General features: G+C 38.6%; 14 protein-coding genes. 9 read left to right on the plus strand and 5 right to left on the minus strand.

Annotated features, from left to right (window positions below; genetic code table 11):
• Positions 1-175 precede the first annotated feature (175 nt).
• On the plus strand, positions 176-622 hold the full coding sequence (locus B4N43_RS21770) for a GNAT family N-acetyltransferase (RefSeq protein ID WP_286736181.1): 447 nt from the start codon (positions 176-178) through the stop codon (positions 620-622).
• 60 nt (positions 623-682) lie between these two features.
• On the opposite strand, the gene B4N43_RS21775 is transcribed toward B4N43_RS21770, so the two are convergent.
• The gene (locus B4N43_RS21775; protein WP_286736182.1) at positions 683-1,135 is read right to left on the minus strand and encodes a DUF1569 domain-containing protein; all 453 of its coding nucleotides are present in this window, start codon (positions 1,133-1,135) and stop codon (positions 683-685) included.
• A 75-nt stretch (positions 1,136-1,210) separates the two neighbouring features.
• On the minus strand, positions 1,211-2,410 hold the full coding sequence (locus B4N43_RS21780; RefSeq protein ID WP_286736183.1) for a transglutaminase-like domain-containing protein: 1,200 nt from the start codon (positions 2,408-2,410) through the stop codon (positions 1,211-1,213).
• Between the two features lie 445 nt (positions 2,411-2,855).
• On the opposite strand from B4N43_RS21780, the gene B4N43_RS21785 reads away from it, so the two are divergent.
• Positions 2,856-3,653 (plus strand): hypothetical protein, encoded by a 798-nt coding sequence (locus B4N43_RS21785; protein ID WP_286736184.1) that lies wholly within the window; start codon positions 2,856-2,858, stop codon positions 3,651-3,653.
• A gap of 105 nt (positions 3,654-3,758) precedes the next feature.
• Positions 3,759-4,898 (plus strand): acyltransferase family protein, encoded by a 1,140-nt coding sequence (locus B4N43_RS21790; RefSeq protein ID WP_286736185.1) that lies wholly within the window; start codon positions 3,759-3,761, stop codon positions 4,896-4,898.
• A gap of 134 nt (positions 4,899-5,032) precedes the next feature.
• On the opposite strand, the gene B4N43_RS21795 is transcribed toward B4N43_RS21790, so the two are convergent.
• From B4N43_RS21795 to B4N43_RS21805, 3 genes are all read right to left on the minus strand, one after another.
• Positions 5,033-5,488 (minus strand): hypothetical protein, encoded by a 456-nt coding sequence (locus B4N43_RS21795; RefSeq protein ID WP_286736186.1) that lies wholly within the window; start codon positions 5,486-5,488, stop codon positions 5,033-5,035.
• 149 nt (positions 5,489-5,637) lie between these two features.
• Positions 5,638-6,321: a dihydrodipicolinate reductase C-terminal domain-containing protein gene (locus B4N43_RS21800; RefSeq protein WP_159730851.1), complete on the minus strand. Its 684-nt coding sequence runs from the start codon at positions 6,319-6,321 to the stop codon at positions 5,638-5,640.
• 140 nt (positions 6,322-6,461) lie between these two features.
• The gene (locus B4N43_RS21805) at positions 6,462-7,517 is read right to left on the minus strand and encodes an SDR family oxidoreductase (protein ID WP_286736187.1); all 1,056 of its coding nucleotides are present in this window, start codon (positions 7,515-7,517) and stop codon (positions 6,462-6,464) included.
• 73 nt (positions 7,518-7,590) lie between these two features.
• Between B4N43_RS21805 and B4N43_RS21810 the strand changes: the two genes are divergently transcribed.
• The 6 genes from B4N43_RS21810 to B4N43_RS21835 all read left to right on the plus strand — a co-directional run bounded on the left by B4N43_RS21810 (position 7,591) and on the right by B4N43_RS21835 (position 12,670).
• Positions 7,591-8,394: an AraC family transcriptional regulator gene (locus B4N43_RS21810; protein ID WP_286736188.1), complete on the plus strand. Its 804-nt coding sequence runs from the start codon at positions 7,591-7,593 to the stop codon at positions 8,392-8,394.
• A gap of 249 nt (positions 8,395-8,643) precedes the next feature.
• On the plus strand, positions 8,644-9,231 hold the full coding sequence (locus tag B4N43_RS21815; RefSeq protein ID WP_120332759.1) for a TetR/AcrR family transcriptional regulator: 588 nt from the start codon (positions 8,644-8,646) through the stop codon (positions 9,229-9,231).
• A gap of 151 nt (positions 9,232-9,382) precedes the next feature.
• On the plus strand, positions 9,383-9,676 hold the full coding sequence (locus B4N43_RS21820; protein WP_286736189.1) for a hypothetical protein: 294 nt from the start codon (positions 9,383-9,385) through the stop codon (positions 9,674-9,676).
• Between the two features lie 7 nt (positions 9,677-9,683).
• Positions 9,684-9,914, plus strand: coding sequence for a hypothetical protein (locus B4N43_RS21825; RefSeq protein WP_046674596.1), 231 nt, complete (start codon positions 9,684-9,686; stop codon positions 9,912-9,914).
• A gap of 242 nt (positions 9,915-10,156) precedes the next feature.
• Entirely contained in the window at positions 10,157-11,212 is a 1,056-nt protein-coding gene (locus B4N43_RS21830; protein ID WP_088162051.1) for an NAD(P)-dependent alcohol dehydrogenase, read from the plus strand.
• Positions 11,213-11,371: 159 nt separating this feature from the next.
• Positions 11,372-12,670 carry a cryptochrome/photolyase family protein gene (locus B4N43_RS21835; protein ID WP_286736190.1) on the plus strand — a complete coding sequence of 433 codons (1,299 nt, stop codon included), beginning with the start codon at positions 11,372-11,374 and terminating at the stop codon, positions 12,668-12,670.
• The last annotated feature ends 31 nt before the right edge of the window (positions 12,671-12,701 follow it).

A 12,701-nucleotide genomic window follows, 5' to 3' on the forward strand; every position in this document is an offset into this window, starting at 1 on the left:
ACAACTATTGTTATAAAGGCATGAAGTCTGTTTTTGAAATTATTATGAACTTGTTTATTGGTCGCATCGAAATCCATGTTACGGAAGATTGGACCACTGTACATCTGCTATCTGGATGAGGTCGACACGAAAGAGTTGCGATACATTTGCACTATAAATCAAACTATTTAATGAAATGAATTATAACATTAGAAAGGCAAGTCTTGAGGATCTTGATCAAGCAGCAGCGTTATTCAATCTTTATCGGATTTTCTACAGACAGGAATCGGATTTGGAAAAGGCCAAAGAATTTTTGAGGGAGCGATTTTTGTACGGAGAGTCAGAAATCTTTTTGGCAATTCAGGGCGAACAAGCTGTTGGTTTTGTTCAGCTTTATAAATTGTTTCATTATACTAAATTGCAGCGACAGTGGTTGTTGAGTGATCTATTTGTGCATCCTGATCATCGGAGTAAAGGTCTTTCGGTTCGGCTTATAGATCGGAGTAAAGTCTGGTGTGACGAGACTGGAGCTTGTGGTCTGATGCTTGAGACCGAGAAAACAAATATTATCGGTAATAGTCTTTATCCGAGGTGTGGATTTGAATACGACGGCATGCATAACTATTATCATTGGTGGCGATAACCTTAACTGGATCGTCAGGGCACTTCTGCGCCTGGCGATCCAGTTGGCAACTGAGATTAATTAGACGGCAAATTGTGTCAAATGATGATCCAGGTGTTTATAAAACATGTTGTTCCACTCCCAGCTTTTCAGCTTGCCGAAAGAATGGGACTCCCTCCCATCAAAATAGTTTTCGCCCAATTCCAGCGTTTTTCTAATGTAATCGATTAACCTACGTTGCTCGATCTCGAAATCACGTCTGGATGTTACCAGAAACTCTGTAGCTGTAGGGTTATTTCTCTTATAAGGTTTTTCATTGACCACCAGATTCTTTACAAACCATTTTAGTAGTAGTTTCTTTAATCCAGTAGGCTTAGGATGCTTGTCTTCATAGATCAATTCATAGGTCACATTGCAGTGGGCTAACATTTGATCGACCGTCATTTTACCCCATTGGGCACTGCTGTCTGGATTAAGATTTTGAATCCGTGCTATCACTTCATCACTCACTGTTTTGTCAAAAATATTTTTCATAATTTAAATGCTAATTGGTTTTCAGGTTGCTGGAACTTTGGTTGGGGATGATAACGTACGAAATAATAATCTATATTAATTGAAGTATAATATCACATTTAAAGGCTCATCTTTTACAGTTACTTTCTTTTCGGTGGGCCCATTTTTATTGCTGTACCTCAAGGTATAAGACTGATTTTTTTTCACGATAAATGTTAAATAATCATTCGCATCCTGCAGTTTAGTTGCGGTCGAACCACCGCCAATTTGATCATTTCCTTGAAAGATATCTACATTGCATTTTGTTCTGCCTTCCGGTTGACATTGATCGTTACTGAGATACATGGTTACGTTTAGACGGGTGTAAGATTTGTCGTTCAATTGTTGGCTATATTGCTGATTGAATAGATCAATATAGCGCTGGGAAACATTATCTGCATATACTTCTGTTTCGCTCCATGCTGGGAATGAGGTAGCTGCCGGTTTGTAGGAAGCCGCATAAATGGAATGTTCCTTGCTATTCGGATCGGCTTTCCCTGCGTCGGCCAAAAACCAGCTGTAATTTAGGTCTTTGTCCGGATAATATTCAGTAAAATACCATTTACCATTAATCCATACCTCGACCCAACTGTGGTTACCACGATTGTCATGCCAGTTTGGTGTACCTGCAATCCGGGCCGGTATACCTACTGATCGCAATGCATCGATCAGTAAAATGGATAATCCGGTACAAGATGCCATCCCTTGGCTTATCGATTCAGATGGATTTTGATCTGCTTTTTTTCGTTGGGTGTTGTAATCGACTTTTACTTCATCTCTGATATTCTTATTTATGGCTACAATGGCATCTTTCATCGTTTTGCTATTTGTTACATATTTTGAGAAACGATCGTAGAAATCACCACGCCAGTCGTCTAGATCTTCAGAAAATACACGATAGGGCAATACCTCATTTAGAAAAATAGAATCTGGAATTTCCTTAGCCCAGGAAAACGTTGATCTTGCCTGGTAAGCCTTTTCAATATTATGGATAAGATGATCACTCTTAATCGTCGTTAAATCATTCTTAGGCATATAAGCTATGAGAAAAGCCGCGCCTTCACGCATTTCTTTGGGCAATTTCTCTAGTGCTTTTTCCAATTCATTACGATTCGTGCCGGCAGCTTTTAGTGCATTTTTGACCGGTTTTTGATACTGACTTGGTAAAGAGGAAAGCTTGAAATCTTGTGCAGATGCTTTGAAAAAAATGGCTGTAGATAAACAGCAGAAAACTAAAGAAAATACCTTTTTAAACATAATATACGCTTGCTTGTTCTTTATCTATTTAAATTAACACAATTTGTATATTTCAAACATAGATAAATTGATTTTTATATGCAAAAATACGTTTTATAGTCTGACTCGTAACTTAGAAGCCCAATTTACATAATTTCTTCTTTGACAGCCCGTGAGCCTCTGTTCTAGCCCGATAGCTACCTGCATTGGGACAGAGCCGTATCACAGTCCCTGTGAATCCGAGATGAATCCGACATTCTCTTGGAGTGACAGCCCTTTATTAAGGTGGACTCAACGTGGATCCAAAGCGAACGAGGTACGACGATGTACTTTTGGATTGCGCTGCACTTCTAAAAAGTCAAAAGGTGTTAATCCCGCACAATTTCATTTGCAAATGAATACAAATTTATTTTAGTTTGAAGATCTTTACGGCAAAGTAAAGATCATAACCCAAAAAATAATTTGAATGACAATTCCGATGAAGCCGTTTCATTTTCTATATTATAGTGTATGCTGTCTGATCCTTTTATCTGGTATGCTGTATTCCTGTCAATCGCAAAATCCGGATCGGGTGATACTTGAAAAATTGGATAGGACCTTTAATGCATCCAAATTTTATGGCCCCAAAATAAAAAGGAGTGAAGAGTTGCTGCATGCGGACGTTAAAAGTATGGATAAGAAAGAGTTGAAAGAAGTCTTTGAAACCGCCATATTTAAAAAGGATACGCTTGCTATTTTTAATTCAGAAGGGAGTCTGCCAACATTATTTTATATCGAGTCTACCGCAGCTTGGGGAACACGGAAATTAAAGCCAGTTAAAGATTTCGGTTATCGTTATACAACTGTTTCATACAATGAAGAAAAGGATACCATAGCGATATTAAACGGAGTTTCTTTTCCAGCCTTGACTGTGGCAGAGGATAAAAATGGTGAATTTGCTTATCTATATGCAATGAAGACTTCAAAAAATAAAGATGATTTTCAAAATATTTACAACTATCTACAGAAGACGTTTACAAAATTGAATCTTCAAGATGATGCGGGAAGTGGTATAAAAGGTTGGGAAAATAAAGACTTTTACTATTTTTTACATAAAAAAAATAGAAGGGAAGAACAGATTTTTTCGTTTGGAGAAGATGAAGACGACAAGCCGACGACTACAGACATCACCGATATCCGTTTGGAAATTTATTCTAAAATTTACATCCAAAATATGCAAAAAGAGCAGGTTTACTTACCGGATTATATTCCCATTATCAAATGACAGATGTAGATAATGGGTAACCGTCAAACTTGTTACAAACCTGCATAAGCGAATTTGTTTATATTTACTTCCTTGTAAAAAAATCAATCAAATCGTTTTATTTTTATGTCAGATACTCAAATACCGACTTCCGCTTATGCAGATACCAAACCACATTATGCTGTACTTGATGGGTTACGTGGAGTCGCAGCTATTACCGTGGTTTGCTTTCATATTTTTGAAGCCTTTGCAACGAGCCATTTAGATCAGCGAATTAATCATGGTTATTTGGCGGTCGACTTTTTCTTTATGCTTTCAGGGTTTGTTGTGGGCTATGCTTATGATGATCGCTGGAAGACGATGACAACAAAAGAATTTATCAAACGAAGAATAATACGTTTACATCCGATGGTTGTTATGGGAGCGATCATTGGAGCGGTTATGTTCTATTTTCAGGGTTGTTCTGTTTGGGATGTGACCAAAGTGACATTTTCTTCGCTGGCAATCGCGACCCTATTGAATGCCTTGTTAATTCCTGCCATTCCAGGGCATGAGGTGAGAGGGCTTGGGGAGATGTTTCCATTAAATGGACCAAGCTGGTCGTTGTTTTTTGAATACATCGGTAATATCCTGTATGCATTGGTCATTCGAAGATTTTCGACCAAAGCGTTAGCCGGACTCGTTATTTTATTCGGAATAGGTTTGGCTGCATTTGCGATATTGGGACCCTTGGGAGATATCTGTGCCGGTTTTTCACTCACAGGAACAGAATTTACGGCAGGTTCACTTCGACTTTTATTTTCTTTTACAGCGGGTCTATTTCTATCGAGGATATTTAAATCTTTAAAGATCAAGGGGGCATTTTGGATTTGTAGTTTGATCTTAGTACCTCTTTTGGCTATGCCGCGCATTGGCGGGGCTGAGCATTTATGGATGAATGGTCTGTACGACACGTTATGTTGTGTTGTTGTTTTCCCTTTGCTTGTTGTTTTAGGAGCATCTGGCAAGGGAGAAAGCGGTATTACAAGTTGGCTTTGCAAGTTTTTAGGCGATATATCCTATCCTTTATATATGGTACATTATCCCTTTATTTATCTATACTATGCTTGGGTCAAGAATGAAAATCTGAGTTTTGAAGAATCTCTGCCGGGAGCAGCAGCTGTTGTGATCGGAAGTATTGTGCTTGCATACGGCTGTTTGAAGTTATATGATATCCCCGTGCGGCGATATTTGTCAAAACTATTGCTAAGATCAAAAGGGAAATAGCCGCCGGCAAACTAATCCTATATTTATTATAAAATAAAAAAACACCAATTTATGGTGTTTTTTTATACATATTACTTAGGACAGTGATCTGTACATAGAGAAAATATCTTGTCATGTTAAATAACGCTTGAATGTCAGTCTTTTTCAAAAAAAACGTTGTTATATTTCGACGAATAAAATACCAAATAGAAGCCTAAAGGACTTCGGTACACCGTTGGATCTGACGCAAGAATATGATGAGTGGGAGAGTCCATCCACAGCTTTAAGCGTGCGGATTCATAAGGACTAACTGTTTCGATCTTGCCCTTATAAACTTTGGATACTTTACCTGCACTTACGACGTTGAAATAAATCGAATCGTTATCCTTTATGACAAAATTGTACCTATCGTATTGCCAGTCAGTTTGTTTTCCTGGGAATAGGTCACGTTTTATATGATAAGTCCCATAATAATCTTCTTTTTTTAAGATTTTTGGGCTAGCGATCCATTGAAAAAGTTGAGACAAAGAAAAAAGTAGAATTGCGCCACCGATGAGAGATAAAATTGCGTAACCAAAGAAGCGTCTTTCTGTGAAAATTCCGCATAACATTAAAATTACCAGCAGTGGTAGAAAAATAAAAACAATGAAAAAATTGGCCCCAAATCCCATTTTATAAATTGTTGTGGCTTCGAAGAAAACCAAATGGATTTTCTTTTACTCCTCTTATAGAAACCTACTTTCTAAATTGAAAGTTTTAACTAAAGTAGCCCCATAGCTACCAAATCCAACACCGTATGCCTTCTATTGTCCAATTTATTCTTGACACATGCTTCAAGGATTTTTTTGACACCATTTGAATAAGAATCATGTCCGAGGACCTTGGTCTCAATTTTAATTTCATCATTTTTATCTTTGATCACAATCTGATGGTAGGCATGCTTTTCTAAGTAGGCAACGGGAATATTGATTTTATAAGCCTGCGTTTTCGCATCGCGAATAGAGACAACACGCTCATGAGCGACCTGTAAAGAGTTGGCGATATGATAAGCTGTACCTGGTTCAGTATTCTTGGAGGCCTGATGAGACTCTATAATAGATATTTCATAGTCTTTGAAATTATGTCCAAATTGTTGAAGCATATGGAGCGTTTTTAGCAAAAGTATGGAGGTATTCGGGCAAATGACAAGTGGAAAAGCTGTCTCGAGCTTTTCGGTCTCTAGGCCCGTCGACAGTTCAATTAATACCGAACCCGTACGTGCGCAAAAATCAAGACAATCTTGTAACTCCCGGCCCGATCCGGCATGTATAACAATAGATGGAGATGTCGTTGTAATGGATGGTTGCCAAGGTGAAATTTCTACATTGGGAATGGAATAATCTGCTTCCAGTATTGCGTTTGCCAGTTTTCCTGATCCTACTACAAAGGCTTTTTTTGTATTCATATTGCTTGTTTTATCAAAATATCCGCTATCCTTTTGACTATGAGTCGATAAAATGATGCCGGATGAATTTGTAATGAAGTAAAGGTTGTGCTTGAGCTAGGTAAGTTACAAAAATAGACGGTAAAATTTAGTCTTTGCTATTATGGAATTATTCTTTTTTCACGCATTTCGTCAAAGAGCTGATAAAACATTTGTTCAGTATCGATAAATTCATGGAAACCGAGCCGTCTTGCCTTTGTGCCATCGGCAAAAAAATCATAATCCCAAGAAAAGACAAAGTCGCCAAAAGGCCAAGCTGAAACCTGCGCATAGTTATAGCTTAATGCATGCTCTTCTTTTAATTTTTGCCATACAGGCTCCTTATCTGCCATCATTGTTTCGAGCGATAGCGGGATCGGGTCAGCACTTTGCATATCAAAATAGGCTGCTAATTTGGGCCATAGTTCCTTCCAGCGGAAGAGATCGCCATTGTTAATGTTGAAGGCTTGATTGGCCGCTTGTGGATTGGTCGAGGCCCATACCGTTGCTTTGGCTAATAGTGTTGAATCGGTCATTTCCATCAATGTCTGAAAAGCGCCAATTTTTCCTGGAAACCGAAGCGGAATACCGAGTTCTTTTGAGATAGATGCATATACAGCAATGAGTAACGCTAAATTCATCGGATTATTGGGAGCCGTTCCACCAACAACGGACGGACGGATCGCCGACCAAGTCCATTTCTTACCTTTTTGCAGTTGTTCGAGGTATTGCTGTTGACTGGTATTGAATTCAGGCGGCATATGTCCGGCATCTGATTCTTTGGCCGGTGTCTTGAAAGGGCCCAAATGAGCACCGTATACTTTATACCCCTGCATTAAGCTGATGTGTTGAAGATTACTTGCTATTGGTTCCACCACAGTCAAAACATTGCTTAGCATTCTCATATTGGGCTCTACCAGCTCAGCCCAGGTCGGTCTATCCTGATATACAACATAGTAAATATGAGTCACTGAATCCAAGTTGCCTAGTTTTTTGATACAATCGGCTATATCTAATAAATCTACAGCGATAAAACGAACCTTATTCCGATCGGCATTTGTTCGTCTTGATAAACCTATAATTTCCCATTCTTCCGTCTTTTCAAGGTAGTCTATGAGATTGTTGCCTATGACGCCATTGGCACCCACAACTAAAGCGGTGTTTTTTCTAGTCTTCATCTTTGTCTATTATTTATAAAGCCAAAGTTAGTTGGAAGCCTAGTGGGGTTTAATGTAAAAATCCAACATAATTATGTATATTTCTGAAATGAAACGTTATCGTCAGTTTGAACCGGTGCTTATTTCAGGATTTAAGATGCTCGAATGGAACCATCCTGAACACAATCACAATCATTACGAGTTTATTTTTATTCGGGAGGGTGTCGGACGACATATCGTTAATGGACATTCATTTCCCTACGGGGCAGGAACGATCTTTCTACTTGGGCCAGATGATCAGCATTATTTTGAAATCGAACAACTCACACATTTTGTTTATCTTAAATTTACCGACGCCTACCTTGGTCGTGACACTTCGGGTGCTACGCCCGCAATACAACAGCTGGAATATATCATAAAAAGTAGAGAAACCCATCAGATGGGGTTTCAATTAGCGGGGGAAGATAAGATGGTGATAGAACAGATCTTTGATATACTCCTTTTATTTAAGAAAGATCAAATCGGAAATCAGGAACTTATTTGGTTGCAATTATTCAGTATTGCACATGTTCTGCAGCGAAATATGCCTGAATTGCGTCGTAGTAGTACCAAAAGTCGCGATCTGCAGGCTATGTTTTGCTATATTCATAAAAATATTTACGATCCCAACTGTCTGCGGATACAAATGATGGCGGAGCACTTTAATATTGCCAACGATTATCTCGGTATTTATTTTAAACGTCAGGCAGGGATTACCTTACGGGACTATATTCAAAACTACCGCAGTACATTAATACGTCAACGAATAGCAGTAGGAAGAGTTACCTTAAAGGAAATTGCTGCTGAATTTGGGCTGACCGATGTAAGTCACCTGACTAAGATTATACATAAAACGTAGTCCATTTCCATCGAAAAGCATTGAAATCAAATTTAATCTATAATATTTATCCCGTAGAAGATAAAAATGCAATAAAAATATGGAGAAATGGTATGAACCATTTATCACTTAACCCTAGAGAAATGAATAAAATTGAACCTGTGGAGCAAATTCCTTTGCTGGATCAGGAAAATGGCGTCTATAACGCCTAGCAAAAAAAATTGGCTGGGGGAGTTGGTTTTTCGACATTTTTTGTAGATTTGTCGAGTAATGACAGGTCAACAGGAAAATATTAAAGAGGAAATTATCTTATCATCCATGAAAGTGTTTGAAACATATGGATTTGCAAGGGTTTCTATGCAGGATATTTCAAAAGCTTGTGGAAAGGGGCGGAGCACCTTATATTACTATTTTACCAGTAAAATGGATGTCTTTGATGCGATTGCAGAGTATCTATGTCAGCAAGTGTTTGAGGTCGCTAGTAGAACTTATAACAGGGACGCTTCACTGGAAGATAATTTAGTCGGTTTTTTACAAGCAAAACTACGTCAGATTAATTTAATTACGAAACGTTTTCATCTCGCATTCGAAGATATGAAATCCGATCCGGCCTTGATGGTTTCGAAAACACGTTACATGCTGGACGACGAGATTAAGTTGATTCGTGAAATGATTGAATTAGCCGTTAGGAAAAAAGAAATTCAGGCCTTAGAGGAAAAGGATATCCTGTTTTTATCCGAAATGTTAGTGACAACATCACGTTGTTTTGAGCAGGAAGTTTTACTTTTTGATCGTTTTCCAGATTTTGAAGCTAGGCTTTCCTGGTTGACAAGTATATGTGTTAAGGGACTACGCTAGCAATTCTGAGTGTAGCGCGAAGTAATTATTTTGAACAGTAAGGATATATATTTATTGTTCTTTTTTTGAAACTGGTTTCGACAAAAATACAAAATATGTCTATTTTGATTGATCGATTTTTTTTATACAGACAATAAACAGGATTACAACTATGGTGTTAAATGCGAAAGTAGGAAAGTCGGTAAATAGCTTTGCATCAGAAAGATGCGTTTTGGTTATGGTGGAGACAGAGGAAACAATCCGCCCTGAAATGATGGGGTTGTTGGATCCAGATATTGATTGTTATTTATTGATACACAATGATGTGGAGCGCTTGGATAGCCTAGCTCTTGCACTGGAAAATGAAAATAAAAAGGTTCGACTAGCCCGTGATTTTGAGGAACTGAAACAGATGCGTTTTTTGAACCACCAATTACAACAAATTGCCGTTAAAATTTTGAAATAATCTAAATATGTATAAAGTTGTTTATTCTTTATCTCGTAAGCTGAAGTGGAAAGCCAGCGAGATTTATCATTTTCTCTATCAAAGTTTCCCGGAGATAAAAAATATTGATTTATTGTTGGATGACCAGCAATTTTTGCTTGTCCTGCGGATTAGTACCCGACTGGAATTTTCTATTCTGAATATTTGCCAGAAACAGGGCTTGGCAATGCAATTTGTGCAAGTCGAGGATACTGATTAGTCTGTCCGATTTACAAAGCTAGCTTATTACAGCTGTTGAAGTAAGGTGCAATGAGCCGTAAAGAAATGTGAATTTGAGCTTTGTAGCAAAATCATTCTGAAAGTTACTTTTTACTTTTGCTATCGTTCCTTCAAAACATTTTTTACATCCATTGGTTAATTTTATCGTGCGGATGGAATCTGTGTTGTATCATAGGAATTTTATGCATTTATTTAAAACAGAAAACAACAATTTTATCAAGTATGAGTACATTTTCAATTAGAGCTTTTGGAACAAGCGCACCAACGGCTGATCTAAAACAGATGGATATTGAACGCCGTGAAGTGACGGATAAAGATGTCGAGATTGATATCTTATTTTGTGGAGTTTGCCATTCGGATTTACATACAGCGCGAAATGAATGGGGCGGAACCGTTTATCCGAATGTACCCGGTCATGAAATTGTGGGTCGAATTACTAAAGTTGGATCCGCTGTAACCAAGTTTAAAGTTGGCGATTTGGCCGGTGTAGGCTGTATGGTCGATAGTTGTCGCGAATGTGAAAGTTGTAAGGAAGGATTGGAACAATATTGTGAAAATGGAAATATCCAAACATACAACGGACACGATAAGCACCTTAATAAACAGACATTTGGTGGTTATTCTGAACGTGTTGTAGTAGATCAGGATTTTGTGCTCCACATTCCTGAAAATTTGGATCTCGCAGCGACAGCACCTTTATTATGTGCTGGAATTACCACTTATTCACCTTTGAGGCATTGGAATGTGGGACCAGGAAAAAAAGTTGGTATAGTTGGTATAGGTGGCTTGGGACACATGGGAGTCAAAATCGCGAAAGCAATGGGAGCGCAGGTCGTTGTTATTACAACGTCTGCTTCTAAAGTTGATGACGCCAAACGTTTGGGTGCTGACGAAGTGATCTTGTCAACTGATGTAGAACAAATGAAGGAACATGCAGGAACATTACATTTCATTTTGGACTGTGTTTCGGCACAACATGATATTAATGCCTATTTAAGTTTATTGAAACGAGATGGTTCTTTGACTCTCGTTGGTGCTCCGGAGCATCCACTTCCTGTGGCTCCTTTTAGTCTGATTCCAACACGTAAGAGTTTTTCAGGTTCTATGATCGGAGGGATAGCCGAAACACAGGAGATGCTAGATTTTTGTGGTAAACACAATATTATATCCGATATAGAGCTGATTAAAATGCAGGATATCAATCATGCCTATGATAGACTATTGAAAAGCGATGTTAAATACAGGTTTGTTATTGACATGGCGAGTTTGAAAAACTAGCACAAGAAAATTATTCAATGCTGAACCATCAAGGGGAATTTCGAGTACCTTTGATGGTTCAGTTTGTTTATATAGGTATTTTCACCTAATTATTGAGCTAACCTTTTACCCTTTAAAATTGTTAATATGGGGTAGTGAATTCAACTATTGGTCGTTTTTATGGAAAAAGATAAAATTATTGTATTTTGGTTTCGTCGGGATCTACGTCTGGATGATAATGCTGGGCTTACTCGCGCCTTAGCTTCGGGCTATCCTGTATTACCTATATTCATATTTGACGAAGAAATTTTGAAGCAATTGGAGGATAGGAGGGATCGACGTCTTCATTACATCCATCAGGCTTTAACCCGTATCAATACCCTACTCGGGGAAAGTGGTGCAACTTTGAATACGTTCTACGGTAAACCCATCGCTATCTACAGGGAGTTGATTGAAAAATTCGATGTGCAGGGAATCTATTGTAATCGGGATTATGAACCGAAAGCAATTCGTCGGGACAAAGAAATTTTCGAGCTTTGTACAGCTAGGGGAATTCCCTTCAAAGCTGTGAAAGATCAGGTTATTTTCGATAAAGGAGATATTTTAAAGAATGATGGAACACCCTATACGGTTTATACGCCGTATGCAAAAAAATGGCGGGAGAAATTACGTCCTGAGGACCATCTTTCCAATACCTACACAACGGGATTTTTCTTTCAGCAGAACCATCAGCAGATTATTTCTTTGGCGAATTTAGGATTTCTGGAGACTGACCTTATTTTTGAAGAACCAGAGCTGAATGCGACGATTATTGACCATTATGATACCACCCGCGATTATCCGGCATTAATGGGCACAACCAAATTGGGGATCGCACTTCGTTTTGGAACAATCAGTGTTCGTCAATGTGTTACTTTTGCTTTAAAACACAATGCGACCTGGTTGTCTGAATTGATCTGGCGTGAATTTTTTATGCAGATACTCTATCACTATCCACATGTTGTTACGGAGTCCTTTAGAAAGCAATACGATGCCATACAATGGCGAAACGACGAAGTTGAATTCCAGCAATGGTGCAACGGAGAGACCGGATATCCTATGGTCGATGCGGGTATGCGCCAATTGAATAGTTCGGGTTATATGCACAATCGCGTACGAATGGTCGTAGCCAGTTTTCTTTGTAAGCATCTTTTGATTGACTGGAGATGGGGGGAGGCCTACTTTGCACAAAAACTAAATGATTATGAGCTGTCAGCCAACAATGGTAACTGGCAATGGGCCGCAGGCAGTGGTTGTGACGCAGCCCCGTATTTTAGGGTTTTTAATCCGACGCTCCAGGCTGAGAAGTTCGATAAAAATCAGGAATATATAAAACAATGGGTTCCTGAATTAAACACTTTAGACTATTGTAAGCCTATTGTTGACCATCAGTTTGCCCGTGATCGTGCGATAAAGACCTACGCAAAGGCGTTGAAATAATGGTATTGAATGTCTGCTCCTTACGAGCGGT

The sequence above is a fragment of the Sphingobacterium sp. UBA1897 genome (genome assembly GCF_002337775.1).
In the GTDB taxonomy this organism is placed as follows: Bacteria; Bacteroidota; Bacteroidia; order Sphingobacteriales; family Sphingobacteriaceae; genus Sphingobacterium; species Sphingobacterium siyangense.

Coding starts and splice junctions, on each gene's coding strand:
- B4N43_RS21770 (WP_286736181.1), top strand. CDS start 176: ATGAATTATAACATTAGAAAGGCAAGTCTTGAGGATCTTGATCAAGCA.
- B4N43_RS21775 (WP_286736182.1), bottom strand. CDS start 1,135: ATGAAAAATATTTTTGACAAAACAGTGAGTGATGAAGTGATAGCACGG.
- B4N43_RS21780 (WP_286736183.1), bottom strand. CDS start 2,410: ATGTTTAAAAAGGTATTTTCTTTAGTTTTCTGCTGTTTATCTACAGCC.
- B4N43_RS21785 (WP_286736184.1), top strand. CDS start 2,856: ATGACAATTCCGATGAAGCCGTTTCATTTTCTATATTATAGTGTATGC.
- B4N43_RS21790 (WP_286736185.1), top strand. CDS start 3,759: ATGTCAGATACTCAAATACCGACTTCCGCTTATGCAGATACCAAACCA.
- B4N43_RS21795 (WP_286736186.1), bottom strand. CDS start 5,488: ATGTTATGCGGAATTTTCACAGAAAGACGCTTCTTTGGTTACGCAATT.
- B4N43_RS21800 (WP_159730851.1), bottom strand. CDS start 6,321: ATGAATACAAAAAAAGCCTTTGTAGTAGGATCAGGAAAACTGGCAAAC.
- B4N43_RS21805 (WP_286736187.1), bottom strand. CDS start 7,517: ATGAAGACTAGAAAAAACACCGCTTTAGTTGTGGGTGCCAATGGCGTC.
- B4N43_RS21810 (WP_286736188.1), top strand. CDS start 7,591: ATGTATATTTCTGAAATGAAACGTTATCGTCAGTTTGAACCGGTGCTT.
- B4N43_RS21815 (WP_120332759.1), top strand. CDS start 8,644: ATGACAGGTCAACAGGAAAATATTAAAGAGGAAATTATCTTATCATCC.
- B4N43_RS21820 (WP_286736189.1), top strand. CDS start 9,383: ATGGTGTTAAATGCGAAAGTAGGAAAGTCGGTAAATAGCTTTGCATCA.
- B4N43_RS21825 (WP_046674596.1), top strand. CDS start 9,684: ATGTATAAAGTTGTTTATTCTTTATCTCGTAAGCTGAAGTGGAAAGCC.
- B4N43_RS21830 (WP_088162051.1), top strand. CDS start 10,157: ATGAGTACATTTTCAATTAGAGCTTTTGGAACAAGCGCACCAACGGCT.
- B4N43_RS21835 (WP_286736190.1), top strand. CDS start 11,372: ATGGAAAAAGATAAAATTATTGTATTTTGGTTTCGTCGGGATCTACGT.